Origin of the sequence: Streptosporangium heterodermiicola (assembly GCF_051390675.1) — a bacterium.
In the GTDB taxonomy this organism is placed as follows: domain Bacteria; phylum Actinomycetota; class Actinomycetes; order Streptosporangiales; family Streptosporangiaceae; genus Streptosporangium.
In genome coordinates this window covers 313,312-340,106 of sequence record NZ_JBPJSR010000003.1, presented here as the reverse complement: position 1 = coordinate 340,106, position 26,795 = coordinate 313,312, and the positions used below count along the sequence as shown (strand labels likewise).

The following is a 26,795-nucleotide window of genomic DNA, read 5'->3' as shown; positions in this document are numbered from 1 at the left end:
CGAATGGAATTCCGTATTATCGGGCCAGTCGAGTTTTGGTCTCATGGTCAACGCCGTGACCTGGGGTGGGCCAAAGAACGTCACGTTTTGGCCGTCCTTCTGATGACGCCGGGCAAGCCGGTTTCCACCGAGTCGCTCATCCGCAAGGTGTGGGACGAAAATCCACCGGCCAATGCCCGCGGCAGCCTGTACAGTCATGTCGCCCGGCTGAGGAGCCACCTCCACGGCGCCGGAGAGGACGTACGGCTGAGAGGTGGCTCGGGGACGTATTCCCTTGAAACAGATCCGGAGAACATCGACTACCATCACTTCCGCGCGCTGTGCTCGCAAGCCCGTTCGATATCCGAAAACGGCGACGTCGACAGCGCTTTCCGGCTGTATGGCGAAGCGGGCCGGTTGTGGCGGGGAGAGCCGCTGTCAGGACTCTCCGGTTCCTGGGTCGTCAATACCCGCCGAAAGCTCGAAGGCGACCTTCTGGCCGGTACCGTCGAACGCGTCGAACTCGAACTCCTTCACGGCTCGAACACCGAGCTCGTGCCGGAACTGTACGACCTGGTCAACCGATTTCGATTCGACGAGAAACTGGTCGAGCTGCTCATGCTGGCGCTCTATCGCGCCGGTCGGCAGGCGGAGGCCCTCGGCGCCTACCGTCAGACGCACAGGCGCCTCTTCAAAGAGCACGGCGCCGAACCGGGACCGGGGTTACGGGCACTGCACCAGCGCATCCTCCAGGGCGACCCGGCGCTGCTGCCCGAGCCCTGGCGCGGCGCCCCGGGAAACACGCCGCTGACCAGTCTTCCCCGCGACGTCCACACCTTCGTCGGCAGGACGCCCGAGATCACCTGGCTGGTCGACGAGGGGGTACGGGAGGACGCGGTCACCGTTCTCGCGATCGACGGGATGGCGGGGGTCGGGAAGACGGCGCTGGCCGTGCACCTGGCCCACCGGCTCGCCGACGACTACCCCGACGGCGTGCTCTATCTCGACCTGCTGGGCTACGACGCCGAGCACGCGTCGATGGACCCGGCGACCGCCCTCGAACGTCTCCTGCGCCTCCTCGGCATCCCGGTCCCCGGCGGCCTGGACGAGCGGGTGGCGAGGTGGCGCACCGCGCTCGCCCGCCGCAAGGTGCTCCTGGTCCTCGACAACGCCATCGGACACGATCAGGTCGGCCCCCTCCTGCCGGGGGCACCCGGCTGCCTTGTGGTGATCACCGGCCGTCGACGGCTGGTGGGGCTGGACGACGTCCACTCGCTCTCCCTGGAGGTGTTGTCACCGCAGGAGGGGGCCGCCCTCTTCGGCCGCGTCGTGGGTCCGCGGCGCACGCTCCACGCGGACGACGTCGCGCGGGTCGTACGGCTCTGCGGCCATCTCCCCCTGGCGATCCAGCTGGCCGGCAGCCGGCTCCGGCACCGGCCCGCGTGGAGCGTGGCCGACCTCGCCGACCTGCTCGGCAGGAACGACCGGCGGCTGAACGAGATCCGGGCGGGGAACCGCGGGATCATCGCGGCGTTCGAGCTCTCCTTCAACGGCCTGGACGAATGGCAGCAGCGGGCGTTCTGGCGGCTCGGACTGCACCCCGGGGCGGACATCACCGCGGACTGCGCGGCGGCACTGCTGGAATCGGACCGGGCCGAGGCGGAGAGGTTGCTCGACGATCTCCTCGACCATCACATCATCGCGGAGCCGACCCGTGGTAGGTACCGATTTCACGACCTCATCGACGAGTACGCCCGTTTGCTCTCGAACCGAGAGCCGGAGAGCGCGCGAGCCGAGGTGCTCCGCCGGGTCCTCGACCACTACCTTCGCATGGCCGACACCGCCGACCGGCTGCTCTACCCGCACCGCACCCGCGGCCCGGCCGAGGTGTTCGACGCGCCGGGCCCCGGACCCGGCATCGCCACCGAGAAGCAGGCCCTCGCCTGGATGAACGCCGAAGTGGACAACCTGCTCCTCGTCACGCGCCACGCCGCCGATCACGGGTGGACAAGGCACGCGGCCCTGCTTCCACGCGTCCTCGGCCGGTATCTCGACGTGTGGGCCCGCTGGGCGGAGGCGGCCGAGCTCCACACACGCGCCGTGGAGGCGTGGCGCGAGCTGGGGAACCGGTCCGGGACCGCGTACGCGCTGGCCGACCTCAGCGTGGTACGGCGGCAGACCGGCCGCCATGAGGAGGCGCTCCGGCTGGCGGACGAGGCGCTGACGATCCAGCGTGCCCTCGACGACGAGCGGGCCATCGCCGACCTGCTCGACAACAGGGGCCTGGTGTACTGGCAGCGTGCCGAGTTCGATGTCGCCCTGGACTGCTTCGAGCAGGCGCTGCGACTGCGCAGGGCGGTGGCCGACCGCCACGGTCAGGCCGCCAGCCTCACCCATATCGGGATCATCCACTCGTATCGGGGGGACTACCCGAAGGCCACCGAGCACCTGCTGGGGGCGCTCGGGTTGTACCGGCAGGACGACGACCGGCGCGGGCAGCAGGTCGCGTTGAACAACATCGGCGAGATCGAGTGCAAGCTGGGCAGCTACACCGCCGCGCTGGGCCACTACGAGGAGGCCGAGTCCGTCTACCCCGACATGGGCCCGCAGAACAAGGCCATCTGGCTCAACAACGTCGCCAACGTATATCAGCCCCTGAACCGGCATGCCGACGCTCTCGAATGCTACAGACAGGCGCTGCGGATTTACGGTGACATCGGCGACCGGCGGCACGAGGTGGACGCCCTCAACAACATCGGAAATTGTTACGCGCGCATGGGCAGGGACGAGAACGCGCTCGTCCATCACCAAAAAGCATTACGCATCTCGACCGAGATTTCAGAACGACGCGAGGAGAGCCAGGCTCTTCTCAGTATTGGCGGAATCCATCATCGCGCGAATCACCACGACGCCGCCCTGACATTTTACGGGAAAGCGCTTACCGTGGCACACGCCATCGGGGACGTCCACCAGGAGGCCCGCACGCTCGACGAGATGGGCACCGCGCTCGCCGACACCGGCGAAGAGACGCGGGCAGAGGAGTGCTGGCGGCGGGCACTTGCCCTCTACGAGTCCCTCGGCGTGGCGGAGGCGGAACTCGTCCGGACGAGACTTGCCAGGTAGAACAGGCGGGACCCGCCAGGCGGCGGCGGGTTGATCCATCCTGCTGTATGATCTTCCACGGCTCCCAAACGTGGCCAAATCGGCACATCGCCCTTCTCGCTGATGTGTTGCCTTTACTCCCACATCCTCCACGAGAGGTCATGAGTCCTGTGGGATGATCGCCAATTTAAGCTAGCCCGTAATGCAGATATCGTCCTGACCCAAATTTGAGACCGAAGACGTTTTCAACTTTAAGCAAAGGCGAAAGACGGCATGAAGCGTTTCCATCACGCCTACATCGGCACGATTATTGCGGTTAATGCTTTCATGATTTATATCGTGGAGAAGTTGCCGGTGGGCACTTTTCTGGGCACCGGTGCCTGAGTATTTTCTAGAATAGCGGGAGGCGGCACATGCCGCCTCCTTTTTTCGGCTTCGGCGGCCTCGCACCCGCGGTCACGGCGTGACCGACACGTGGCTCCGGTGCCGTCACATACGGCCCCGCACGGGAGGCCGACGTCCGCCTCCCGTGCCCTCGCCCCCGGGCCCCCGGTCAACGAGGGCCGAAATTGATCGAGCCGAACACGGTGCCGGTCTGGACGACGTTCCCGTGGATCCGGGCGTCGCCGCCTATGGTGTTGGACACGTCGCTGCTCTGCCGGATGATCCTGTCGGTCTCGGACGTCCAGGAGGCCAGCGACTCCCCGAACTCGGGATCGGACCGGGCGCGATCGACCAGGATTCCGGCGACCTCCTGCGGAGAGTCCGAGGTGGCCTGTTCCAGGGCGGCCACCTCGGTGGAGTCGCGGCCGAAGCGGTGGCGGGCGAGCGTGGCCAGCGAGGCCCACGCGTTCTTTCCCGCCTCACCGGCGGCACCACCGATCAGGGCGGAGATGATCGCGGCGAGTACGGTCGGGTCCATGGCACCTCTCCTGGGCTTCCCCCACCCTCCGGGGCGAGGATTCTCGTGGCCATACGATCGGCGGCCCCTCCATTCTCGGCGCATATTCATGATCAGTGTGAAACCGACCGGCATGATATGCCGGGGCGGCCCCGTACAGCCGGGGCGAGCCCGGCGATCGCCTTGTCCCGCCTTCTCGCGACTCTCGCAAGCCATCCTCACAGGAGCGACATTGCAAGGGTGTGCGGAGCCCTGAATGATGGGCACCACCTCAGACGAAGGCGGCTTGGTGGATTTCACGGTCAGATACGAACCCACTCCCGACGAAGTGGCGCGAGCGCTCAAACAGGGTTTCAAACGACAACTCAAAGTCGCCTATCTGGCGCTGCCGTCGGTTCTGATCGTGTCGGGCCTCGTCTGCGTCCTGGTCGATGCCGTCGGCCTGGGGATCGGCTTGCTCGTCGGAGCGGTCGTGTTCCCGCTCTTTCTGACCTGGTCGATCGGCCGGACCGCCAAGCGACAGCTCACACACCTCTGCGTGCCAACCACCCTCCGGATGACCAGCGACGGGTACGAGTGTCGAACCGACCAATCCACCACCACGATGCGGTGGTCCCTGTTCGGACGAGTTGAGACCACCCCCGAGTTCTGGTTGTTCTTCGTGAACAAGCAGTGCACGGGCTTCCTCCCCAGACGCGCCTTCGACAGCGAGCAGCAGGCCGAACTCGACGGCTTCTTCACCGCGCGGCAGAACGCAGGGGTTACGTCAGCTTCTCAGCCCTGAAGGACTGGCTTGCGGCTCCTCGCCGTCGGTGGCTTCGACGGTCTGGTCCGCGTCAGGCAGCGTGACTCGCTGGGGCTTGCGGAGCCGTACCCGGTCGCGGATGCCATGGAGGTCTTCCAGAGCGTCATGCGGCGCGCCTCTTTCACACAGCGATCCGACATATATTCTGGGGAGCGCGTAAGGTCCAAAACGGGCCCTGAGGCTGTTGTCTCGGGGCCCGTTTTGTCTTCGCTGTGCTACTGGTCGAACTCGCCGCCCCGAACGCCCTCGACGAAGGCACTCCACTCGCCGGATGTGAACCTGAGCATCGGCCCGGACGGGTCCTTGCTGTCGCGGACGGCCCGGCCGCCGGCGGGCAGGTCTGCCACCTCGACACAGTTGGACGAATCCGCTGTGCTGAGACTGGACTTGCGCCAGGTGAGTTCTGTGGACTGCGTAAGGTCCATGATCTCCCCACTTCTTCAATTGTTGAGTTCTTTCACCAGCTCCAACAAGTATCGCGCGCGTCTTAACTGTTGGTGGTTAGGCTCGAAGGGCTTCGTTTCACGCAAAGGCCCCGCCCTCCCCCCGGAAGGGAGAGCGGGGCCGACGCGTTGCTGTGGCTGGCTACTGGTCGAACTCGCCGCCCCGAACGCCCTCGACGAAGGCACTCCACTCGCCGGACGTGAACCTGAGCATCGGCCCAGACGGGTCCTTGCTGTCGCGGACCGCACGGCCGCCACCTCGCGTGAAGGCAACCTCAACGCAGTTGCCGGAGTTGTCGCTGAGGGTGCTCTTGACGAACTCCCCCTCAACGGCAGGGTTTTTGTGGGTTGATTTCATGATCCTCGCCCTACTCGATTCGATCGGCCAGTTCGGCGATATATCTCACAGACTCCTCAACTGGCAGCGCTTCGGCCACTACCTGCCTGTAAATGACGTCGTAATGCTCGATCTCCTCTTGGTCGTCTTGGTACACAGGGTTCGTGGGCGTCTCCATGTATACGAGAGCCGGATACTGTTCCGTGGCAAAACTGAAGATCGTGAACGGCGCAACCATAGCGGCGTGCGCGCCTGCACGATCGGGGAACACCTGGATGTTGACGGCAGGACGGCGCGCTACTTCGACGAGATGGCACAGCTGCTCGCGCATCACCTCGGGACCGCCGACGAGCTTCCTCAGTGCGGCTTCGTCGATGACCGACCACAGAATAGGCGGGTTGTCTCGCCAAAGGATCTTCTGGCGCGCTATGCGTCCTTCGACGTGTCGCTGCACGCCTCCGTCGTCAAGTACGCGCCCGGCCCTGAACACGGCCTCTGCATAAGCGGGGGTCTGGAGCAGGCCGGGGACGAGGACAGTTGCGGAGCCATGTGCGCGGCCTCCTGCGGTTTGTTGCATTCGTAGGAGCAACGACACGGGCAATGCATTAAATCAGTCCCCCTAACGAGGAGAGGGGTAGCATTTAATACATGGGCACTCCTGCGCACTCACGCCTCGAAGGGCGTTTGGCCGCGTTCCCTCCCACATTCACGGCGACACAGGCCAGACAGACAGCTATCTCATCACGCGGTCTGACCACCCTGACCACGAGCGGCGACATCGAAGAACTCTCACGAAGGGTCTACCGTCGCGCGGACGCCCCCGCGACCGCGACTACGCTGACCTCTACCGCCTTGTGACCCTCCGCACCCTCGACGGCGGCGAGCTCACCGAAGCCTTGACCTCGACCGCCCGGCACCGTGGCATTCCACTGCGGACACTCACATCCTCGATCACCGATATCGGGGAACGTCGCCAATCGTCCTACACGGCCTGGCTGCGTCGACAGGGAATCGCAGCAAGCGGCTACCCCGACCTGTTCACCCACGTCATAGCGCTGGTCACAGCCTTCGCGGATCCCCTCCTCACCGGTGAGGCCGTCACACCGAACTGGGATCCCAAATCAGGGATGTGGTCATGAGAAGCGGGACCACTCATCCAGCGCAGGCCATCATGACCTGATCAGCAATACACCGGTCGCGGAAGCGGGAAACGAACGAATCAAGAGAAAGCCAGATTGGGAAAGACATCCCGCGAACTCTCAAAGATCCTTCTGGACCCAACCGTATGATCTCCCATATTCCTCCCGCGAGAGACGACGAAGATCGAAAACATGAAGAAGACCAGGCTGAAGACAGGCCGGTTCATCAACGACCCGCATGTCGAACCGCCTTAAGTCCTCCTCGCGTCTCCGCTGGTGCTGTCGGCGAGCCCGGTTCTGCGGCGCTCACCGCTGGAGTGCCGGCCGGTCGGGACGCCTCCGCGAACCAGCCGTTCGGGGCCAGGCGTCCGTTCATCCTCGGGGCGTACTGGTCGTAGAACACCTTGGCGGTGAGTTCGCGGCGGCTGCGCACGCCGGTCTTGTCGAAAATGATCTTGAGATGGTCCTGGACGGTGTGGGCGGACAGATGGAGGGTCGCGGCGATCTGGCCGGTGTCCAGGCCCTGCAGAACCAGCCGGACGACGTCCTGTTCGCGCCGGGTGAGGCCGAACGCGGCGATGACCAGCGGGACGATCTCGGGCGGACGGGCCTCCTCGATCGTGACCACGATGTCGCTGGTGGAGCCATCGCGGGAGCGGAGCGGCGCGGCATGGGCGACGAGCCACTGACCGGACAGGGTGCGCAGACGCGTACGGGGTACGGCGGGCCTCCCGGATCGAGCCGCCTGGGTCAGCGCGCGCAGCGCGACCGGGAGCAGTGAGCCGTGCAGTGGTCCGGCGCCCAGGTCTGCGGCCAGTTCCTCCGCGCCAGGTCCGGCCTGGACGATCTGGCCGTCGCCGTCGACGATCAGAACCACCGGGGCGTCGAGCGCGCCCTCGGTGACCGCGGTGGCCAACAGCCCGGCGCGCAGGCCGACCGCCAGCAGCGGGGCGACCACGCTGACGAACTGCTGGTCGGCCAACGTGAAGGCGGAATCGTCGTGGCGGTAGAGAGCCAGGTATCCCCAGACGTTGCCGTCGTCGGCCCGCAGGGCCGCGCGCAACTCGTCTCGGAAGCCCCATGCCGGTCGCAGGTAGCGCCGGAAGCGGGCCGACCGCTCCGCGTGGTCGCCGGTCTCCACCCGCAGTGAGGTGACCTGGCCGGGCCGCTGAGCCACGTCGCGGAAGTCGTAGACGTCGGGGACCAGGTACTCGAAGCGGGCCCACTCCTCGTCGGAGGCGTCGCCCAGCTCACCCCATTTGGTGGTGCCGGTGAGAATGTTGGTGGCCGGGTCGGCCGTGGCCATGCAGGCCGAATCGAACGGGACGGCTCGGACGAGAAGCGCGAGGGCGGCGTCGGTGAAGGCGCGGACGTCCAGCCCGGCGGTGGCCAGCTGCACGAGGTGTGCCCGGATCCGGTCGGCATGTGTGGTGGCCATGGCTCCAGTGTGGCTCGGCTCGGATCCGTGCTGTACCCCAGATCGCTGGGATACCGACTCGGCCGGCGATTGGCGATCGTGGAGTCATGAATCCGTACAACCTGGCATTTCCCGTAAATCCGGCAACTCGCGTATCCGCCGGCGGTGTCGAGGATGTCGCCGCCGCAGTCCAGCAGGCGCGTCGGCAGGGGCGGCGCGTCAGCGTGATGGCGACCGGGCACGGCCTGAACGCTCCGATCGAGGACGGTGTGCTGATCACCACCGAACGGATGCGCGAGGTGACGATAGATCCCACCGCGCGTACCGCCACGCTCGCCGCCGGCGTGAGGTGGGCGCAGGTCATCGAGGCGGCCGCGCCCTATGGACTGGCCCCGGTCAACGGCTCCTCCGCACGCGTCGGCGCGGTCGGCTACACGCTCGGCGGCGGGAGCGGGCCGCTGTCGCGTGCGTACGGATTCGCCGCCGACCACGTGCGGCGGGTGCGGCTCGTCGACGGCACCGGCCAGGTCCGTGAGGTCGACGCTGACTCCGACCCCGAGCTGTTCTGGGCGGTGCGCGGCGGCAAGGGCAACTTCGGCGTCGTCACCGAGATCGAGATCGGGCTGATGCCGGTGGCGACCCTGTACGGCGGTTCGGTCTACTACCCGGGCGAGGCCGCCCGCGACGTCCTGCAGGCTTTCGGCGAATGGTCGGCCGACCTGCCCGACCGGGTGTCGACCACCTCGGTGGCCGTACTGCGCCTGCCGCCGCTGCCGGAGCTGCCCGAGGTGTTGCGCGGTCAGCTCGTCGTGCAACTGCGTTACGCCCATCTCGACGGAGTCGAGGCCGGAGAGAAGGTGCTCGCCGGGATGCGGTCGGTGGCCGGGCCGCTCCTCGACACCGTGCAGGAGATGCCGTACACGGCGGTCGACTCCATCCACCAGGACCCGCCCGAGCCGATCCCGTTCTGGGACGGCGGCGCCGGCCTGGCGGGTTTCCCTGCTGAAGCGGCCGATGCCCTGCTCGATCTGGTGGGCCCGGGTCAAGACGTGCCGATTCCGCTCGTCGAGGTGCGGCTGCAGGGTGGCGCGATGGCGCGCCCGCCCGTGGTGCCCAACGCGGTGACGGGCCGCGACGCCGCCTACGCCCTCTCCGCCGTCGGTCTCATGGCCGGCGACGCCGCTCGGGTCGTGCCGGCCCTGATCGCCGAAATCGTGGCCGCCGTGGGCCCGTGGCGCAGCGCGTCTGACCTGTTCAACATGATCGGTCCGGCCGGCCCGGAGCGCGTCGCCGCCCTGTGGACCGAGGCCGATCGTGCCCGGCTACTCGCCGTCAAGCAGCGCGTCGACCCCGCGGGCATGTTCGGCGGGGCGCACACCATCGGCCGAACCTCATGAGCAGTGTCTTCTCCCAGATCATCAAAGGTGAGCTGCCGGCGTACGTCATCTGGAGGGAGGACGACGTCGTCGCCTTCCTCACGATCGCCCCGCTGCGGCCCGGGCACGTGCTCGTCGTTCCGCGCCAGGAGATCGACCTCTGGACCGAGGCCGAACCGGAACTGCTGAACGGCCTCATGGCCGTCGCCCAGGCCGTCGGCAGGGCACAACAACGCGCGTGGGGCGCGCCTCGCGCCGGTCTGGCCATCGCCGGCTTCGAGATTCCGCACCTGCACGTCCACGTGACGCCGATCTGGGACATGTCGGACCTGGACCTCACGAACGTCGATCACGAGCCGAACCAGTCGGCGCTCGCCGACTCCGCCGGCCGTCTCCGCGCCGCCCTCCGGGAACTGGGGCACGGCATGGCCGTACCTACAGGCTGATGACGATCTTGCCCAGGCCCGCGCCGCTGTCGAAGTGGCGCCAGGCGTCGAGGGTCTGCTCGAACGGGTAGACGCGGTCGATGACCGGCTCGATCGGGTGCCCTGCCAGGAAACGGACCAGGCTCTCGGCGTCCTGGCGGCTGCCGACACGGATCTTGCGGAGGGTTTCGAAGCCGCCGCCGTACAGGCTCCAGAAGTCCACACCCCAGTCGCCGGCGCCGAGGAACCCGATCACGTCGATTTCGGCGTTGTCGTTGCCCGCCTTCAGCGACTCGGCGAAGGTCACGGCACCGCCGACCTCGATGACGCGGTCGACGCCGCGCCCGCCGGTCAGCTCCCGCGCCCGGATTCCCCATTCCGGGACGGCGTTGTAGTCGATCACCTCGTCCGCCCCGATGGCCTTGAGCAGTTCGCTCTTGGCCGGGCTGGACGTGGTGGCGATGACCCGGGCACCGAGGCGTTTGGCCAGTTGGACGGCGAACAGGGACACCCCGCCGGTGCCCTGAGTGAGAACGGTGTCGGCAGCGGTGACCGGACGGGGGCCGGTCACCGCACTCCACGCCGTCACCGCGGCGCACGGCAGCGTGGACGCCTGCTCGTACGACATCCCGGGCGGCATGGCGATCACGTGCTCCTCGGAGACCACCTTGTACTGCGTCAGCCAGCCGTCTTGGGCGGTGCCGTACTGGAAGTCCTCGGTGCCCGGGTACGGGCCACCGAACCAGCGCGGGTTGAACACATTGATCACCCGGTCACCGGTCGCGAACCGGGTCACCCCCTCGCCGACCTCGGTGATCTCGCCCGCGGCGTCCGACACCGGCACCAGATCGTCCGGCGCGTCGGGAAAGTAGCGGCCGTGCACCAGGGCCAGGTCGCGGTAGTTCAGCGACACGGCGCGAACCCGGACGACCACTTCACCCCTCTGGGGCCGGGGCAGCGCCCCCTCCCGCAGCGTCAGGTTGTCGACGCTGCCGCGCTGAGCAAGTCGGTAAACCATCATCATTCTGTCCATCTCCTAATGGCGGATCACGACTTTGCCGACGCGGCCGGGCGCCGAGAAGTGCGCCCAGGCCGCAGTGGCGTCGTCGAAGTCGAAGACCCGGTCGATGACCGGGTGGATCTCGCGGGCGGCGACTACCCGCAGGGCGTCCTCCAGGTCGCTCCGGCTGCCGACGGGGATGGACCGGAGGACGGCCTGCTTGCCGAAGAAGGCCGCCAGGTCCAGCCCTGCGCCGGCCGCGCCGAGCAGCCCGACCTGTGAGATCGTGCCCCGATAGGCGAGCGCGGCGATCGACTGTGCGATGGTCGACTGCCCACCGAGCTCGACGACGAGATCGGCGCCGTGCCCACCGGTCGCCGCGAGCACCTCGGCGCCCCACTCGGGAGTCGCCCGGGAGTCGATGACGGCGTCCGCCCCGAGTTTCTCCAGCAGCGCCACCTTCGCCGGGTCGGAGGTCGTCGCGACGACCTTCGCGCCGAGCGCCCGGGCGAGCTGCACCGCGAACAGGGCCACCCCACCGGTCCCCTGCGTCAGCACGAAGTCACCGACACCCGCGCCCCGGACCGCGTTCCACGCCGTCACGAGGGCGCACGGCAGCGCCGCCGCCTCCTCGAAGCCGAGATGATCGGGCACGGCGACGAGCGCGTCCTCGTCGACGACCTTGTACTCGGTCAGCCAGCCGTCGCGGGTCGTCACGTACATCTCGGGCACCTGGCGGAAGGCGCCCCCGTACCAGGTGGGGAAGAAGGTGCTGGCGACGCGGTCACCGACGGCGAAGCGGCGGGCCTCCGGGCCGACGGCGGCGATCTCACCGGCGCCGTCCGCGAGGGCGACGCGTTCCGGCTCCATCGGGTACGGGTAGTTGCCGGACGCGAGCGCGGGGTCGCGGTAGTTGAGCGAGCTCGCCCGCACCCGGACGAGCACTTCGCCCCGCCCCGGCGCCGCAACCGCCTCCTCGACGAGATGGAAAGGGAAGTCGGAACCTGGGATGTTCATGCGGTACGCCTTGGTCGTAGTCATGACGGCAACGCTAAGGACATTTGTCGGACGATATGATGTTCTTCGTCCGTATTTTCTGACATATCGTCCACGGGAGCACGATGCGCGACGCACTCGACGACCTGCTCGGCCGCATGCACGTCGAAGGTTCCTGGTACGCCGCGCTCAAAGCCCTGGGCCCGTGGGCCGTCACCTTCGAGACCGCGCCCCTGGCCCGTCTGGTGATCGTGGTCGAGGGCACCTGCCTCCTGACCTCTTCCGACGTGGAAGCGCCGATGGAACTGTCGGCAGGCGACTGCATCGTCGTCCAGCCCGGAATCGGCTTCTCCCTCCAAGACCGCCTGGGCCGCCCGACGATGCACTGCGAGGCGGTCTTCGCCCGTGCGACCGGCCGTGAGGCGACGGTCGGCGAGAGCGGCCCGGTCACCGCGATCCAGAGCGGACGTTTCTCCTTCGACGCGGCCGCGGCCGAACCTCTCATGCCCCTGCTGCCCCCCATCCTGCGCATCCGCCTGGACGAGGAACGCAGCGCGGCGGTCCGGGCGACCCTGGACCTGATGGCGGCCGAATCGGACGGCGACGGCATGGGCGCCGGCTCGATCATCGACCGCTTGGCGGACGTCCTGTTCATCCAGGTGCTGCGCGCCTGGTGCGCCGCCGACGACGGCCCCGGCGCCGGCTGGATCGCCGCCCTGCGCGTGCCGCCCCTGGCCGTGGCTCTGCGCGCCCTGCACAGCGACCTCGCGAGGCCGTGGACGGTGGCCGACCTCGCCCGCGAGGCGGCGATGTCACGCTCGGCCTTCGCCGCGCTGTTCCGGGACGTGGTGGGCGAGCCGCCGCTGTCGTATCTGACATCGTGGCGGGTCTACCGCGCGAAAGCGCTGCTCAAGGAGACCCGGCACTCACTGTCGGAGATCGCGGTGAGCGTCGGCTACGACAGCGACACGGCCCTGAGCAGAGCTTTCCGCCGCTTCGAACCGCTGCCGCCGGGGGCCTGGCGCCGCGCGCAGACGGGCGGACCCCGGCCCTAGGGTCAGAGGTTCTGACCGCCGGAGACCTCGATGTCCTGGGCGGTGATCCAACGCCCTTCGTCGGAGACGAGGATGGCGATGACAGCGGCGACGTCCTCAGGTTCGCCGATCCGCCCGAGGGCGAAGGTGGCCGCGAGACCGGGCTCGATCTCCGGATGCCTCTCCAGCACGTTGTCGGCGAACCGCGTCCGGGTCGCGCCGGGCGCCACCGAGTTGACCCGGATCCCACGCGGACTCAGCTCCTTGGCCAGATAGCGGGTCAGGACGGTCACCGCACCCTTCAGCGACGCGTACACCGACCAGCCGGGCCCGGTGACGTTCGCCCGATTCGCGTTACTGGTCAGATTGACCACGGCCCCGCCGTCGGCGATCAGCGGCAGCAGGATCTGGGTGAGGAAGTAAGGACCCCTGAACAGGACGCCGGTCTGCCGGTCGAACGACTCCTCGCTGGTGTCCCCGAACATCGACATCTCACCGAAGCCCGCGTTGTTGACCAGACCGTCGAACGTGTCGCGCTGCCAGGTACCGCGCAGCGTGCGGGCCAGGGCGTCGCGGAACGCCGGGAAGGCGGCGGTGTCGCCGGTGTCCAGCCGTAGCGCGACGGCCGTGCCACCCTCCTTCTCGATCTCGGCGACCACGTCCTGGGCCCGCTCCCGGCCGGTGTTGTACGTCAGCACCACCCCGGCACCCCGTTTCGCGAGCTGGATCGCCGCGCTCCGGCCGATACCGGAACTGCCACCCGTGACCACAGCAATCTTCATCGAACCTCTCCTGCCTCGAACGACGGCGGACGTCCGCCGGTACGACATCGATCCTCGACGGACGGACACGGCCCAACCAGGCACGGCCCGCGCGTACCACCGGGCTGCCTACCACCGGCAGGGGCAGGCTCGAGGGCGGGCCGGGAGGGATACTGGAGCGTATGGATCAGCGGCGTGCCGAGCTCGGCGAGTTCCTGCGCACCCGCCGCGCCCGCCTCAAACCGCAGGACGTCGGCCTGCCGGACCACGGTCGGCGGCGCCGGGTGCCCGGCCTGCGCCGCGAGGAGCTGTCCCAGCTGGCCGGCGTGTCGGTGGCCTACTACACCCGCCTTGAGCAGGGCGAGGCCGGCAACGTGTCGGCGGAGGTACTCGAGTCGATCGCCCGGGCCCTGCGGCTGACCGACTCCGAGCACGCCCACCTCATGCACCTGGCGAAACCCCGGCAGCCCAGGCGCACGTCCGTCGCCCGCCCCCAGCGGGCACGGCCCGGGCTGCTGCGGCTGCTCGACGCGATCACCGACATCCCGGCGTACGTCACGGGCCGCCGGGCCGAGATCCTCGCCTGGAACCCCATGGCCGCAGCGTTGTTCGGCGACTGGTCCCGGCTACCACCCGCCGAGCGCAACTGGGCCCGGATGATCTTCCTCCGGCCGGAGTACAGAGAGCTGTTCGTCGACTGGGAGCAGAAGCAGATCGACGCCGTCTCCGCGCTTCGCATGGAAGCAGGAACCCACCCCGACGACCGCGGCCTGTCGGCGCTGGTCGGTGAGCTGTCGGTGAGGAACGAGGACTTCCGCCGACTGTGGGCCACCCACGACGTCAAGGAGAAGCAGAGCGGAGTCCAGCGCCTGCGCCACCCCCTGGTCGGCGACCTCACACTGCACTACGACTCGTACAGGCCGGCAGGCGACACCGAACAGTGCCTGGTCACCTACTACGCCGAGTCCTCCGGTCCGGCGGAGGAGGCGCTACGCCTCCTGGCATCCTGGGGCGTCGACGCGACACGTGCCGGGGACACCGGCAGCCTCTGGGTCGGCCACGTTGGACAGGCTCCGCCCTCAACCCCGTCGGCCGGATGACGATCCGTCGACGAGGACGCGGGGCCGTCTTCGTTCTCAGCGCATAGCGAATAGGGCTCGGAAGGAAGCCGCCTTAGGTCAAGTGAGACGATGGAGCTGACGTGCCGTTGTGCCCCAACGCCCACACCCGCTTCAGCCTCTTGCCGCCACCTTGCGGAGTGCCTTGGTCTGCGGAATCCATCGATCCTTTGACGGCCGTAGGTGCTCCGTTTGCCCGGCTCGTCCGTCGTCATGGTGGGGCCACCAGCGGCAGCGAGAGGTGGCACGAAAGCTCGACAGCTCCGCCCAGGGGGCACTGCGAAGGGATCGGGCACGGGAGCGGAAGAAGGCCGAATGAAGATCAAAGCCCAGGTTTCGGCAACATGCCTGACCTGGGCTTCTGTCTGTCCGAGAGGGGGTGGAGCCTAGGAGATTCGAACTCCTGACATCCTGCTTGCAAAGACGCATACCGATCATGGGCGACCAGCGAAGACGCAGCTCACAGCACTGATCGCGCTCCCCGTGGCTCCCCGCTGTTCCCCCTCGTTTCCCGTCCCATCGGGCACGCAACGGGCACGCCATCTTTGGTAGACCTCTTCCTTATCAGGACCATCCCGTCCATGATCAGAGGCTCCTGACCCGCCCTCGGATGGTGCTGGACGGGTGTGATCGTGAGGGGCTGTTGCAGTACTCGTTGCAGTACTGCGTGCGGCGGTGGCCTCTGCGCCGCCCGGTGGGCTGGGGCTGAGGTACGAAGTCCCAGACCTTCGATCGCCCCCGACCCCAAACAAAGATCAGTCCCCTCAGGCGATCGTGAGGGTAGTACCCGCCGACTCAAGAGCAACTATTGGGTCGGCGGGCATAGCTAAAACTCCTCGCGGGGGGAGAGCGGAAGCACTGCCGTCAGGCCATGATCTTGTGCAGCAGGAGAAGCATTCCGGACCCCGCAGCTATCCCCGTAGCAAGGTTGGTTGGCGCCAGGCCAACAACAACACCCACACCTGCAGAGATCGCGATGATGATCACCCATCGCTGTGACAGAAGTTCAGGCCCGCTGGGGGGCTCCTCCTTCTCCCTCTTCGACCTTCCAGGTAGTCTCACGCTCGTCCTTCCTTGTTGCGACCTCATGAGATGGATGGACACCAGAACGGCTCTCTGTTGGCGCAGAGGGCCGTTCGCATTGATCAACACAGACGACTCTGATCTCGCGTCCCAAGATTCTGGAGCGCTGACCTGACAGTTTGGTCTTCGTCTACGCCAAGTCGCAACGTGGCATGTTGATGGAGCTGTGGATGAGCAGTGGATGGCGTGTGCATAAATGCTCGCCACATGTGGAGGGAGATGTGGATAAGTGGATAGCCAAAGCCACTACCCCCTCCTGACCTGCACTTATATCTTCCCCAGCCTGTGGGTAAAAGTATTTCTACCGACACGCCGACTGTGGGAAAGCGTGCTGCCCTGTCTAGCTGACTGAGCTAATTGAGCGGGGCTGTGGCGTTCTCTAGGTTCAGGGCCGATGCGAAGCGAATGTGTCTTCGCAAGAACGGCACTACCTGCTTATGCCAGGCGGCGGGGCGGCCCCAATGCGGCGGCCGATGGTCGAGTACGGCGCGCGGGTGGTACGGCGCGCGGCCCTGAGCCCCGCGCCGTCCGGGACCGGCGCCCACGCCGCACGCCCGGACGGCAGGCGGGCGGCGGGTCGTGCGGCGGCGCGCCGCGCCGCCGCCTTGATACCCATAAGAACAATTCGGCAGTTACTCGTGAAGCTGTGACGACCCTAGTAGATGAGTGCCGTCGTGGTGGCGGATGGCCGGTGTCTGGTGCTGATGCATGGCGTCGAGGACGCGGATGGCGAATGCCTCGGATGCGAGTTTCTTGACCTCGTCTGCGGTGACCCAGCGGAATGCGTGGGCTTCGTCGGTTTCGGTGAGGTGGCCGCTGATGACCTTGCAGCGGAAGACCAGGGCGATGATGCCGCGTGTCATGTTCTTGTAGACGCCGGTCAGGGTGATGGGCTCGACGTGCAGGCCGGTTTCTTCGTGGATCTCTCGGAGGAGGCCGGTGGTGATGTCCTCGTCGCGTTCGAGGACTCCGCCGGGTGCTTCCCAGTGGTCGTTGTCTCTGCGCTGGGTGAGGAGTGCGCGGCCTTGGTCGTCGATGATCACGCCTGCCACGCTGACGGAGTGCTGCGGGTGGTGGTGATCCATCGGATGTCCTCCGGGGCTGCTGATCGCTATTCTCAGGCTGCGGTACACGTATGTACGAGTTGAGGAGTTGGTTGTGGCCGAGCTGCCGTTGCCGGGTTTGGACCCGACCAGCGATCGGGCCGTTTTTCGGCAGATCGCCGACCACATCAGGCATGCGATCGAGCAGGGTGTCCTCGCCGAAGGTGACAAGGTGCCCTCGGAAGCTCAGCTCATGCAACATTACGGCGTCGCGCGGATGACCATCCGCAACGCGCTCCAGGTCCTTCAAGGCGAGGGGCTGACCGTGGCCGAGCATGGGCGTGGTGTCTTCGTCCGGTCTCATCCTCCGGTGCGGCGGCTGGCTTCTGATCGGTTCGCTCGTGGTCATCGGGAGCGGGGTAAGGCGGCGTTCATCGCGGAGACGGAAGGGGCCGGCGGCAAGCCGTCCGTCGACTCGATCGAGATCACCGAGGAGCGGGCGTCGGCGGAGGTGGCCGAGAAGCTTGGGATCTCTTCGGAGGATCACGTGATCCGGCGCTCGCGCCGGTATCTGATCAACGGTCAGCCGGTGGAGACGGCGGTGTCGTACATTCCGGCGGACATCGCGCGGGATACGCGGATCGCGCAGCCGGACAGTGGTCCGGGTGGGATCTATGCCCGGCTGGAGGAGTTGGGGTTCCGGCTGGATCACTTCGTGGAGGAGATCCGCTCGCGGATGCCGCTCCGCAACGAGGTACGGGCGCTCAAGCTGGCGCCGGGTGTTCCGGTGTTTCACCTGGTCCGGACGGCGTATGCCACCGATGGTCGCGCTGTGGAGGTGTGTGACACGGTGATGTCCAGCGATGCTTACGTGCTCTCGTACGAGCTGCCTGCGCGATAGGACTTGACGTACTCCTCTAGAGGAGTCATAAATGTCTTACGCGCTTACTCCTCTAGTCGAGTAGATGTCTCTGTGGAGCCATCGGTAAGCGTGAGGCGTTGAGTCTGAAGGGGTTGAACGTTGTGACCGAGCAACCGTGTATTTCGTGCGGCGGCAAAGGGTGGAAGTACGTCAGCCTGCGGCGTGGCCTAATCGGCGGTCTGCGAGGGTCGGCCCTGTCTCTTATCCGCGTTCGGGATGACTGCTCGCTGTGCCAGGGACAGCGGGTCAATCCGATGTCGATGATGCGGCCCCGCGCATGAGTTCCCATCTGCCTGCGGGGCGGCTGGTCCTGAGGGATGCCTGTTCGCCGGTGGGGGCGGCGGAGTCTCTGCGGGCGGCGTTGAGGCGGTGTGGGATCGATGCCGACGTCAACGGCGGTTACGGGTTGGCCGTGGTGTCGGTCTGGACGGGATTGACGGTCTGGTCCGATGGCCTGACCTTCTGGTGGAGTACGGGGCGCTTGGACGCCAGGCGTGGGCGGGTGCTGTACGCCTGGCATGCGGCGGAGGAACCTGACCGGGCCGCGCGGCGAGTGGCGTTCCGCTACGCCGATCTTCGGAAGGCTCATCCGCTGCCCGCTGAGAGGGCGGAGGCTCATCGTGCTGAGCCTGTCTGATGAGTGCGTCAGCATCAGTCCACATGTGGTCATGGCTCAACGTGATCATGTACGTCTTGAGTGGCGGAACCCGGACGGGGCTTTACAGCGGGCACACCCGGAGGCGTGGACGTGCGCATGCTTGGCCGTCGTCTACGAACTTCGCGTCAGCGCTGGACAAGGGTTCATCAGGCGGACCGTTCAGAACGACGGCGGCCACCTGATCCATGACACCCGCATATGGAAGATCACCGAAGCTCGGGCCGTTTGGTCGGCGTTGCTGGCTGGGGGGGCTCGGTAGACGAGTGTGGTGGTGCGGTGACTGGCTGCGGAGGGCGCCGGAGGTCTCGCACCACCACACTCCCCACCTGCGGTAGAGCGCTCGCTTTTCAAGCGAAGGGTTCGCATCTATGCTGACGATAAGTCGAGTAGTTGGGTTGTTAATATGTCTGTTTCTGGCGAGGAGTACGCGCCTCCGAAGTACGCCCAGATCGTTGCGCAGATCCGGCAGAAGATCACGGACGGCACCTATCCGCCCGGTTCCCTGCTGCCTTCGGAGACGCAGCTGATCCGGGAGTTCGCGGTCAGCCGTCCCACCGTGGTGCGAGCACTTCAGGTGTTGCAGCTGCGGGGCTTCATCGACCGCGAGCATGGCAAGGGCTCGTACGTGAAGATGGCGCCTCCGCTGGCTGAGGAGGACTTCTCCCGGCCTGGCCGTGCCGTCTTGGATCGTGCGGAAGCAGGCCAGGGCGCTGCGGTACTGGAGGCGGGATCGCGTCCGGCTCCGGCGAACATCGCGGCGACGTTGGCTCTGCCTACCGGGGCGCCGGTCATGATGCGCCGGGTTCTGCTGAGCGATGGTGACCAGCCGTGCGAGTTGGTCACCTTCTGGTGTCCGATCGAACTCGCCGAGGGGACCGACCTGGGCAAGGCGCTGCCGTTGACGGCGGGTATTCGTCAGCACGTGCAGGCGATCAAGGGTCTGCGGCTGGATCATGTCATTGAGCGTCTGGCGGCTCGTCACCCTACGGCCGATGAGATGAAGCTGTTGGGGCTGGGCAAGACGGCGGCGGTCATGGGGGTGACGGCTCGGGTCTTCTCTGGGAACCGGCATGTCATGGTCATTGAGGTTGCCTTGCCGGGGACGCTTCATGAGTTGGAAGACACCTACTCTCTGTAGTGTGACGCAGCTCACATAGCAAGACGGAAACTCGTACTGTCGAGTGCGCGTTTCATCGGTTAGCTTCGTACTTGACAGTACGAGTTAGCGACATACCAACCGCATAAGAGGAGAACAGATCATGGTCATCCAAGGCCCCATCCCCGTCAGCTTCGACCAGGTCTTCCCGCACGGCTGCTACATCGTCGGCGAGGTCGAGCAGGTCAAGGACTTCACCGCCTCCACCGGCGGACGCACCGTCTACGCCAAGGACAAGACCATCGGCGAACTCGTCTGGCAGGTCGCCGTCATGGACGCCGACCCCACCCTCAAGGCCACGCAGAAGACGGTGGCGGTCAAGATCCTGGCCCCGGTCCAGCCGGTGCCCCCGCCCCCGCTGCCAGGCATGCCGTTCGTCCCGGTGGAGTTCGACGGGATGACCGCCACCGCCTACGTCGCCGAGAAGACCGGCCGTCTGGCCTGGTCCCTGCGCGCCAGGGCGATGCGCGCTCCCCGATCCGCTGCGGCCTCGACCAAGCAGAGCGCTGCGGCCTGACATGAAAGCGGGGCCGCTGGAACTGGCATTCCGGCGGCCCCTTGATCTCCCCAGACAGTGAATCAAGAGAGGGCTCAAGCCTAGTGTTCAAAAAACTGCCCGGTGACGAGGCACGCACCCTCGTCACCACGACCCCCGACACCGCCGTGGTGTTCCGCCCGGCCGTCGTCCGTACCCCGGCCATCTTCACCATCACGATCTTCCTGCGGCGTCTCCTGGTCGGGGTGATCCGGCTCGTCTGGCGCCACCCGGTCATCGTGACCCTGATCGCCGTTCCCGCCGTGCTCGGCCTCCTGTACGGCTGGGAATTCGCCGTCACTCCGCTCGCCGTGCTCGTCCTGAACCTAACCCTCTGGGCGCTGCTGGATCGCGCCTCGTTCCTGCGCTGGGTGGGCTGGCGCCTGCTGGCCTGGTGGCGTCTGGTGTGGATCTACCGCCGTCACTGGCAACCGGTGATGATCGTCTCCGGGCTTGGCCGTCACCTCCAAGGCCGTGACTACCTGCCCCACCTCGTCCGCGTCTCCTGTACCTCCTGGGCCGACGTGGTCACGGTGAAGATGATCAGCGGACAGTCGGTCAAGGACTGGTCCGACCGCATCGAGAACCTCGCCCACGGCTTCGGCGCCTCCTCCTGCCGGGTAGCCATCGTGCGAGCCGGTCGTCTTCAGCTGACCTTTCCCCGGCGTGACCCGCTGGCCGTCCCTCTGCCGGCGGTTCCGCTCCCGGCGACTGCTTCGGTGGGGCCGGTCGAGATCGGTACGTGTGAGGACGGTCGTCCGTACCTGCTCAAGGTCCACGGCACACACGTACTCATTGCGGGCGCGACAGGCGCGGGCAAGGGCTCGTTCCTGTGGTCGGCCATCCGTGGTCTCCTCCCGGCGGTCCGGGCCGGTGTCGCTGAGGTATGGGCGCTGGATCCCAAGCGGATGGAGCTGTCCTACGGACGCGAGATCTTCGAAGATCGGTACGCCGCTGATCCGGCTGCCTGCGCCGATCTGCTGGAAGCGGCAGTGAAGATCATGCAGGAGCGGGCCGACCGCTACGCCGGACTCCAGCGCTCCCATACCCCCACCCTCGATGACCCCTTCGTCCTGGTCCTCGTTGACGAGGTGGCGTTCCTGACCGCCTACCAGTCCGACAAGGGCCTCAAGCTCCGCATCTCCGCCGCGCTGGCGACGCTGACCACCCAGGGCCGTGCGGTCGGGTTCGGCGTGATGGCCGCCCTCCAGGACCCGCGCAAGGAGGTCATGAACATCCGCAACCTGTTCCCCGACAAGATCGCGCTCCGGCTGGACGAGTCGGAACAGGTGGACATGGTCCTCGGCGACGGCGCACGCGACAGGGGAGCGCTGGCCGATCACATCTCCCCGATCCCCGAGCAGGGCGCGGGCGTCGCCTACGTCCGGCTGGAGACATCACCCGATCCGATCCGAGTCCGCGCGGCCTACGTCTCCGACACCGACATCAGAGACATGGCAGCCCTGGTCGCCAGCGACACCCTTCCGATCGAGATGGAGGGGGCGGCCTGATGCGCATCATCCTGCACGGCACCCCGGCCCAGATCGAGGGCTTGCCCCTGCGGCGGCTGCGCACCCTCGACGGCTCCGACCTCGCCGAAGTGACGGTGATCGTTGACCTGGCCTCCGCACGGCTGCGCAAACACCCCTACCGCGATGCCTACCGAATCTGCGCCGATCTCATCGACCCCGAGGGGGCCATATGACCGACACCCCCTCGACCGATACCCCTCCGAACGGTTCTGATCGCACCCTTCCCCGCCTCGTCCGTGACACCCTGCCCGTCGCCCTGGACGTGGCCATCGAGGTCGCCAAGCTCAACGGCGTCTGTATCCGCCCCATCGAGATGCGGCGCCTGGACACCCATACCGGCCAGAGCGAACCATTCGACATCCCCTGTGGCACCACGCAGGAAGCCAAGTGCCCGCCGTGCGCCAAACGCAACCAGCAGCTGCGCCGGGCCCAGTGCCGGGAAGGCTGGCACCTCGACCACGAACCCGTCGCCGAACCCCACCCCTCCACCGATGACCAGAAATGGCTGATCGAGTTCCGGGCCGACGTGGAAGCCAAGCGCGACGAGGCCGAGAGGAACGGCGAAGAGGTCGCCGACTGGGACGAGGCCATCGCGGACATCGACGCGGAGATCAATGCCGCCGGGATGCGCGGTAACGTCCTGGGCAGTCGGACGGCTCCCAAGCGGTCGCGTTCGACCAGGCGTCGCCAGGATGCGCCGGACCTGCCCAAGCGGGCCAAGCAGGACACCACCCTCGGCCGGACCTTCATCGCCCCCGATGGCAGGGTCTACCGCCCATCGCTGTTCGTCACCCTCACCCTGCCCTCGTACGGCAAGATCCGCTCCGGCCTGGGCGTGCCGGTCGATCCGAGCACCTACGACTACGCTCGTGCGGCACGTGATGCGCTGCACTTCTCCAAGCTCGTCGATCGGTTCGTGCAGAACCTTCGCCGGGTCGCGGGCTATGACGTGCAGTACTTCGCCACCGTTGAACCTCAGAAGCGGCTCGCGCCTCACCTGCACATGGCCATCCGGGGGACCATGCCCCGTGCGGAGATCAAGGCGATTGCTGCGGCGACCTATCACCAGGTGTGGTGGCCATCGGTCGATGAGGTCTGCTTCGACGGGGAGCACCTGCCCATCTGGGCGCCACGGGCTGACCTGGGCGACGGCGCCACCTACCCGGACGGACAGAGCGGCGACTACCTCGATCCCGCTACCGGGGAACTGCTGCCCACCTGGGACGAGGCACTCGACCAGCTCGACGCCGACGAGGAGGCCGAACCGCTGCACGTGGTCCGCTTCGGTGCTCAGGTCGATGTTCAGGGCCTCGTCGCAGGATCGCCGGACGCGCACAAGCGCATCGGCTACCTCACCAAGTACCTGACCAAGAGCCTGGGTGACCCCCTCGACCCTGACGACCCCGCCACCGAGAACCCCGCACGTCGTGACCACGCCACGCGGATGGTTGAGGCGCTGCGCTACGAACCGTGCTCGGCCACCTGCCCGAACTGGCTGCGCTACGGCGTGCAGCCCAAGGGGGCTAGCCGGGCCGGTGCAAGGGCAAGGCACACAAGGCCGAACACCTCGGCTACGCCGGGCGCCGCGTGCTGGTCTCCCGCAAGTGGTCGAACAAGACCCTCCGGGAGCACAAGGCCGACCGCCGGGCCTGGGTCCTCGACATGCTCGGCCTGCCCGATGACACCGTGACCGACGCTCACCGCTACGTCTGGCGGCCGGTCTCGACCAGCGACCCCAACCGCACCCCATTGGCCAAACGGCTACTACGCGGCGTCGCCGACCGCCATCGCACCAAAGCGCGCCTGATCGAACTCCAGGCCAGAGCGGACGGCATCCCTGTTCCAGATCTTTCGGCAACTCCAGTCCTGGGGGTGGCGGCATGACCAGGAAGACCAGGCAAGAGCCCGTCTCGCTCCTCCCAGAGCTGGCACGGGGGCGACTGCTCACCGTCGAAGAAGCGGCCGAACGGCTGAATACTTCGGTCCGCTTTCCTCGTCGCCTGATCGAGGAACGACGGATCGCCTTCATTCACGTAGGACGCAACGTCCGTATCCCCGAAGCGGCGCTTGACGCGTTCATCGCTGCCGGGCTGGTTGAGCCGATCACCACACGACGTAGGAGGGCCGCGTAATGGCTAAAACCGCTTTAGCCACGCCGGAAGAGAACCCCCGGCCGTCACGGACCAGGAAGGCCACCAAACGACGCTTCGGACGGGTGCGGAAACTCCCCTCCGGGCGGTTCCAGGCTCGCTACGCGGGACCTGACGGCGTGGACCGCCCGGCACCGGAGACCTTCACCACCAAGACCGACGCCGAGGTCTGGCTGACCAGGAAAGAAGCGGAGATCCTCGATGACGAGTGGATAGACCCGGACGCCGGAAAGATCACGTTGGGGGAGTACGGGCAAGACTGGATCGACGAACGGCCGAACCTCCGTCTGCGTACGGTTGAGCTGTACGGCTATCTCCTCCGCGCCCACCTCGTCCCTACCTTCGGCGAGAAGGCGCTGAGCGAGATCAAGGACCCGCACGTCCGGCGATGGCGGAAGAAGCTGCTGGACGCAGGGGTCAGTGCGGTCACCGTGGCGAAGGCGTACCGGCTCCTGAAGGCGATTCTCACCACGGCTGTGGATGACCAGCTCATCAAGCGGAACCCCTGCCGGATCAAGGGCGCCGGTCAGGAGAAGTCACCGGAACGGCCGGTGCTCACGGTGACCCAGGTCTACAAGCTCGCCGACACCATCGAGCCGCGTTACCGAGCGCTGGTGCTGCTGGGGACTTTCGGCAGTCTGCGGTGGGGTGAGCTGGCGGGCCTTCAGCGCCGAGACCTCGACCTGGACGCCGGGACCGTGCGCGTGGAACGTCAATTGATGCAGCTCACCGGCAAGGGGCTCGTCTTCACCGAACCCAAGTCGGCGGCAGGTAAGCGGACTGTGGTGATCCCCGAACTGATCATCGAGGACCTGCGGGCGCACGTGAAGGACTTCACCCAGGACGGCGACAAGGGGCTGATCTTCGCGGGGCCAGACGACGGGCCACTACGGAACACCAACTTCAACCGCCGGGTCTGGGCTCAGGCGCTCAAGGACGCGGGCCTTCCGAAGATCCACTTTCACGACCTGCGACACACCGGCAACACCCTCGCCGCGAACGCCGGGGCGTCGATTCGGGAGCTGATGGAGCGCATGGGCCACTCCAGCACGCGGGCCGCGATGGTCTACCAGCACTCGACCGACGAGCGGCAGCGGGAGGTGGCACGGAAGCTCGACGGCCTTGCCCGGGGGGCACTCGCGAAGGGATCGGGCACGCAACGGGCACGGGAGCGGAAGAAGGCCGAATGAAGATCAAAGCCCAGGTTGCGGCAATATGCCTGACCTGGGCTTCTGTCTGTCCGAGAGGGGGTGGAGCCTAGGAGATTCGAACTCCTGACATCCTGCTTGCAAAGCAGGCGCTCTGCCAACTGAGCTAAGGCCCCGAGATTCAAGCCGGTGGCCTGGGGAGACACCCTTGCACACGGCCTGCTTCAGTCGTACACGGTAGCAACAGGAACCGCTCCTACGCCACTTGGATCCGCGTGGCGGGGCGGGCTTCAGTGGACGGTGACGGGGGCGGCAGACGTGGCACCGAGGACGAGCCGGCTTCAGTGGACGGCGGCGGCGACGGGGGGTGCGGCCGGCGTGATGCCGAGGAGGAGCTCGGGGAGATCCGCGACGGAGTCGAGGAGGTGGGTGGCTCCGCCGTTGAGGAGACGCTCCCTGCTGTGCACGCCGGTCAGGATGCCGGCGACCACCGAGGCGCCCGCGCGGCGGCCGCAGAGCATGTCGCTCTCGGCGTCACCGGCGACCGCGACCTGGCGGACGTCCTCGACGCCGAGGCGCATGACCGCGGTGAGGACCAGGTTGGGCAGGGGGCGGCCACGTCCGGCGTCTTCGGGGCACAGGGCGAGATCGATCTTGTCAGACCAGTTCAGGGCGCTCAGTACGCGGCCGAGCGTGGCGCGGCTGAAGCCGGTGATGAGACAGATCTTGATGTCGGCACCGCGGAGCTTGTCGAGTGCCTCCACGATCCCGGGCAGCGGGGTAAGGCCCGCGCGCGCGATGGCTCCCTCGTAGGAGCGCTCGAAGGTGAGATTGGCCGCCTGGGCCTGGGCCTCGTTGTCCGGGAAGATGCCCCGGAAGACGTCGATCGTGGAGCATCCCCGGGACCGGTGCACGTGCACCATGGCGCGAGCGTACGCACCGGTCCCGGGCACGATGCCCTGCGTGGCGATCGCCTCGGCGAACGCCCGCTCGACCATGGCGACATCGCCGATCGTGGTGCCTGCCAGATCCAGGCAGACAAGCCTGATGGGTGTTATTCCATCTTGGGCAAGGACCATGAAAGCACCCGAATCGGTAGCCGCGTCTGTCAGTTCTCGCTGCCGGTGGCCTCGGTCCACAGGTCGAGCTCGGCGCGGTCGGCCTGCACCTTGCGCCAGACCAGCAGCCCCCCGAGGGCGACGAGCGCCAGAACAAGCAACTTCTTCACGGTGTGACCCCACTTCTTGAGAAGTCTCACCTGCCGGGGTGAGACAACGCCCGGTTCGAACGGTTCCCTGCAGCCTAGCAAGGGATCGGGCCATGATCCGGTCTGCACGACAAGCCACCAGGGCCGATCCACACCAACCGGGTGATTTTCAGTATCATGCCGCACGGTACGCGTTCCGACGATCACAATCCGCCGTGAGTCTTGTCGCGAAACCGTCCTGGTTCTCACGATAACCCCCGTGACACTCCCGCTTCACCCCATGGGAGGTTCCGGCCCCCGCCCGGCCGGGAACGACGGTGTCCGCCATGGCCCCGACCAGGGCGTTCGTCGGCTCCGGCCTGATTACGCGGAGCGCGAATGACACAAACCCGCTCGGTATGGAGCCTTCGGACCCGGTCAAGCCCGGCGCGTCCGGCGAAGCTTCCGAGCCAGGCGAGGGCCTTCGAGGCCTTCGAGGCCTTCGAGGTCGGGGAAGCGTCCGGGCCCGGCGCGGCCGATGGGGATTCC

The 26,795-nt window shown here is 67.0% G+C and carries 25 protein-coding genes, 1 tRNA gene and 1 pseudogene; 15 read left to right on the top strand and 12 right to left on the bottom strand.

Features of this window, described 5'->3' with window-relative positions; all coding sequences use genetic code 11:
* The first annotated feature begins 3 nt into the window (after nt 1-3).
* Nucleotides 4-3,102, top strand: a complete 3,099-nt coding sequence (locus ACSC1Q_RS08725) for an AfsR/SARP family transcriptional regulator (protein ID WP_436758138.1) — start codon at nt 4-6, stop codon at nt 3,100-3,102.
* A gap of 532 nt (nt 3,103-3,634) precedes the next feature.
* Here ACSC1Q_RS08725 and ACSC1Q_RS08720 read toward each other — a convergent pair.
* Entirely contained in the window at nt 3,635-4,003 is a 369-nt protein-coding gene (locus ACSC1Q_RS08720) for a hypothetical protein (RefSeq protein WP_436758137.1), read from the bottom strand.
* Between the two features lie 235 nt (nt 4,004-4,238).
* Here ACSC1Q_RS08720 and ACSC1Q_RS08715 point away from each other — a divergent pair, with 235 nt between their 5' ends.
* A complete protein-coding gene (locus tag ACSC1Q_RS08715) occupies nt 4,239-4,766 on the top strand; it encodes a YcxB family protein (RefSeq protein WP_436758136.1) in 528 nt (175 codons plus the stop codon).
* A 236-nt stretch (nt 4,767-5,002) separates the two neighbouring features.
* On the opposite strand, the gene ACSC1Q_RS08710 is transcribed toward ACSC1Q_RS08715, so the two are convergent.
* From ACSC1Q_RS08710 to ACSC1Q_RS08700, 3 genes are all read right to left on the bottom strand, one after another.
* On the bottom strand, nt 5,003-5,212 hold the full coding sequence (locus ACSC1Q_RS08710) for a DUF397 domain-containing protein (RefSeq protein WP_436758135.1): 210 nt from the start codon (nt 5,210-5,212) through the stop codon (nt 5,003-5,005).
* Between the two features lie 160 nt (nt 5,213-5,372).
* Nucleotides 5,373-5,588, bottom strand: a complete 216-nt coding sequence (locus tag ACSC1Q_RS08705; RefSeq protein WP_436758134.1) for a DUF397 domain-containing protein — start codon at nt 5,586-5,588, stop codon at nt 5,373-5,375.
* 10 nt (nt 5,589-5,598) lie between these two features.
* Nucleotides 5,599-6,144 (bottom strand): DUF5753 domain-containing protein, encoded by a 546-nt coding sequence (locus tag ACSC1Q_RS08700; protein WP_436758133.1) that lies wholly within the window; start codon nt 6,142-6,144, stop codon nt 5,599-5,601.
* Nucleotides 6,145-6,421: 277 nt separating this feature from the next.
* Here ACSC1Q_RS08700 and ACSC1Q_RS08695 point away from each other — a divergent pair, with 277 nt between their 5' ends.
* The gene (locus ACSC1Q_RS08695; RefSeq protein ID WP_436758132.1) at nt 6,422-6,706 is read left to right on the top strand and encodes a hypothetical protein; all 285 of its coding nucleotides are present in this window, start codon (nt 6,422-6,424) and stop codon (nt 6,704-6,706) included.
* Nucleotides 6,707-6,932: 226 nt separating this feature from the next.
* Here ACSC1Q_RS08695 and ACSC1Q_RS08690 read toward each other — a convergent pair whose 3' ends face one another.
* Entirely contained in the window at nt 6,933-8,144 is a 1,212-nt protein-coding gene (locus ACSC1Q_RS08690) for a helix-turn-helix transcriptional regulator (RefSeq protein WP_436758131.1), read from the bottom strand.
* Between the two features lie 86 nt (nt 8,145-8,230).
* On the opposite strand from ACSC1Q_RS08690, the gene ACSC1Q_RS08685 reads away from it, so the two are divergent.
* Both ACSC1Q_RS08685 and ACSC1Q_RS08680 read left to right on the top strand, forming a co-directional pair.
* Complete coding sequence (locus ACSC1Q_RS08685) at nt 8,231-9,520, top strand: FAD-binding oxidoreductase (protein WP_436758130.1); 1,290 nt, start codon at nt 8,231-8,233, stop codon at nt 9,518-9,520.
* The gene (locus ACSC1Q_RS08680; RefSeq protein ID WP_436758129.1) at nt 9,517-9,945 is read left to right on the top strand and encodes an HIT family protein; all 429 of its coding nucleotides are present in this window, start codon (nt 9,517-9,519) and stop codon (nt 9,943-9,945) included. The genes ACSC1Q_RS08685 and ACSC1Q_RS08680 overlap by 4 nt, the downstream gene beginning before the upstream one ends.
* Here ACSC1Q_RS08680 and ACSC1Q_RS08675 read toward each other — a convergent pair.
* Nucleotides 9,935-10,948 carry a zinc-dependent alcohol dehydrogenase family protein gene (locus tag ACSC1Q_RS08675; RefSeq protein ID WP_436758128.1) on the bottom strand — a complete coding sequence of 338 codons (1,014 nt, stop codon included), beginning with the start codon at nt 10,946-10,948 and terminating at the stop codon, nt 9,935-9,937. The genes ACSC1Q_RS08680 and ACSC1Q_RS08675 overlap by 11 nt on opposite strands.
* Nucleotides 10,949-10,960: 12 nt before the next feature.
* Complete coding sequence (locus ACSC1Q_RS08670) at nt 10,961-11,965, bottom strand: zinc-dependent alcohol dehydrogenase family protein (protein ID WP_436758127.1); 1,005 nt, start codon at nt 11,963-11,965, stop codon at nt 10,961-10,963.
* An 80-nt stretch (nt 11,966-12,045) separates the two neighbouring features.
* Between ACSC1Q_RS08670 and ACSC1Q_RS08665 the strand changes: the two genes are divergently transcribed.
* Nucleotides 12,046-12,975: an AraC family transcriptional regulator gene (locus tag ACSC1Q_RS08665; RefSeq protein WP_436758126.1), complete on the top strand. Its 930-nt coding sequence runs from the start codon at nt 12,046-12,048 to the stop codon at nt 12,973-12,975.
* Nucleotides 12,976-12,977: 2 nt separating this feature from the next.
* On the opposite strand, the gene ACSC1Q_RS08660 is transcribed toward ACSC1Q_RS08665, so the two are convergent.
* Nucleotides 12,978-13,736 carry an SDR family NAD(P)-dependent oxidoreductase gene (locus ACSC1Q_RS08660; protein ID WP_436758125.1) on the bottom strand — a complete coding sequence of 253 codons (759 nt, stop codon included), beginning with the start codon at nt 13,734-13,736 and terminating at the stop codon, nt 12,978-12,980.
* 161 nt (nt 13,737-13,897) lie between these two features.
* Between ACSC1Q_RS08660 and ACSC1Q_RS08655 the strand changes: the two genes are divergently transcribed.
* Nucleotides 13,898-14,815 carry a helix-turn-helix domain-containing protein gene (locus ACSC1Q_RS08655; protein WP_436758124.1) on the top strand — a complete coding sequence of 306 codons (918 nt, stop codon included), beginning with the start codon at nt 13,898-13,900 and terminating at the stop codon, nt 14,813-14,815.
* Between the two features lie 1,733 nt (nt 14,816-16,548).
* Here ACSC1Q_RS08655 and ACSC1Q_RS08650 read toward each other — a convergent pair.
* The gene (locus ACSC1Q_RS08650) at nt 16,549-17,001 is read right to left on the bottom strand and encodes an NUDIX hydrolase (protein ID WP_436758123.1); all 453 of its coding nucleotides are present in this window, start codon (nt 16,999-17,001) and stop codon (nt 16,549-16,551) included.
* Between the two features lie 73 nt (nt 17,002-17,074).
* Between ACSC1Q_RS08650 and ACSC1Q_RS08645 the strand changes: the two genes are divergently transcribed.
* The 8 genes and pseudogenes from ACSC1Q_RS08645 to ACSC1Q_RS08610 all read left to right on the top strand — a co-directional run bounded on the left by ACSC1Q_RS08645 (nt 17,075) and on the right by ACSC1Q_RS08610 (nt 25,102).
* The gene (locus ACSC1Q_RS08645; RefSeq protein WP_436758122.1) at nt 17,075-17,860 is read left to right on the top strand and encodes a GntR family transcriptional regulator; all 786 of its coding nucleotides are present in this window, start codon (nt 17,075-17,077) and stop codon (nt 17,858-17,860) included.
* A gap of 1,082 nt (nt 17,861-18,942) precedes the next feature.
* Nucleotides 18,943-19,677: a GntR family transcriptional regulator gene (locus ACSC1Q_RS08640; RefSeq protein WP_436758121.1), complete on the top strand. Its 735-nt coding sequence runs from the start codon at nt 18,943-18,945 to the stop codon at nt 19,675-19,677.
* A 121-nt stretch (nt 19,678-19,798) separates the two neighbouring features.
* Nucleotides 19,799-20,212, top strand: coding sequence for a plasmid replication, integration and excision activator (locus ACSC1Q_RS08635; RefSeq protein ID WP_436758120.1), 414 nt, complete (start codon nt 19,799-19,801; stop codon nt 20,210-20,212).
* A gap of 83 nt (nt 20,213-20,295) precedes the next feature.
* A complete protein-coding gene (locus ACSC1Q_RS08630) occupies nt 20,296-21,741 on the top strand; it encodes an FtsK/SpoIIIE domain-containing protein (RefSeq protein WP_436758119.1) in 1,446 nt (481 codons plus the stop codon).
* Entirely contained in the window at nt 21,741-21,935 is a 195-nt protein-coding gene (locus ACSC1Q_RS08625; protein WP_436758118.1) for a hypothetical protein, read from the top strand. Before ACSC1Q_RS08630 ends, ACSC1Q_RS08625 begins: the two co-directional genes overlap by 1 nt.
* A pseudogene (locus ACSC1Q_RS08620) lies at nt 21,932-23,646 on the top strand (replication initiator). Before ACSC1Q_RS08625 ends, ACSC1Q_RS08620 begins: the two are co-directional and overlap by 4 nt.
* Nucleotides 23,643-23,894: an excisionase family DNA-binding protein gene (locus ACSC1Q_RS08615; RefSeq protein ID WP_436758117.1), complete on the top strand. Its 252-nt coding sequence runs from the start codon at nt 23,643-23,645 to the stop codon at nt 23,892-23,894. The pseudogene ACSC1Q_RS08620 and the gene ACSC1Q_RS08615 overlap by 4 nt, the downstream one beginning before the upstream one ends.
* 83 nt (nt 23,895-23,977) lie before the next feature.
* On the top strand, nt 23,978-25,102 hold the full coding sequence (locus ACSC1Q_RS08610; protein WP_436758116.1) for a tyrosine-type recombinase/integrase: 1,125 nt from the start codon (nt 23,978-23,980) through the stop codon (nt 25,100-25,102).
* 61 nt (nt 25,103-25,163) lie between these two features.
* On the opposite strand, the gene ACSC1Q_RS08605 is transcribed toward ACSC1Q_RS08610, so the two are convergent.
* The 3 genes from ACSC1Q_RS08605 to ACSC1Q_RS08595 all read right to left on the bottom strand — a co-directional run bounded on the left by ACSC1Q_RS08605 (nt 25,164) and on the right by ACSC1Q_RS08595 (nt 26,288).
* A tRNA-Ala gene (locus tag ACSC1Q_RS08605) sits at nt 25,164-25,236 on the bottom strand.
* Between the two features lie 165 nt (nt 25,237-25,401).
* A complete protein-coding gene (locus ACSC1Q_RS08600; RefSeq protein ID WP_436758115.1) occupies nt 25,402-26,139 on the bottom strand; it encodes an HAD family hydrolase in 738 nt (245 codons plus the stop codon).
* A 29-nt stretch (nt 26,140-26,168) separates the two neighbouring features.
* Nucleotides 26,169-26,288, bottom strand: coding sequence for a DLW-39 family protein (locus ACSC1Q_RS08595; RefSeq protein ID WP_211264163.1), 120 nt, complete (start codon nt 26,286-26,288; stop codon nt 26,169-26,171).
* Between the last annotated feature and the right edge of the window lie 507 nt (nt 26,289-26,795).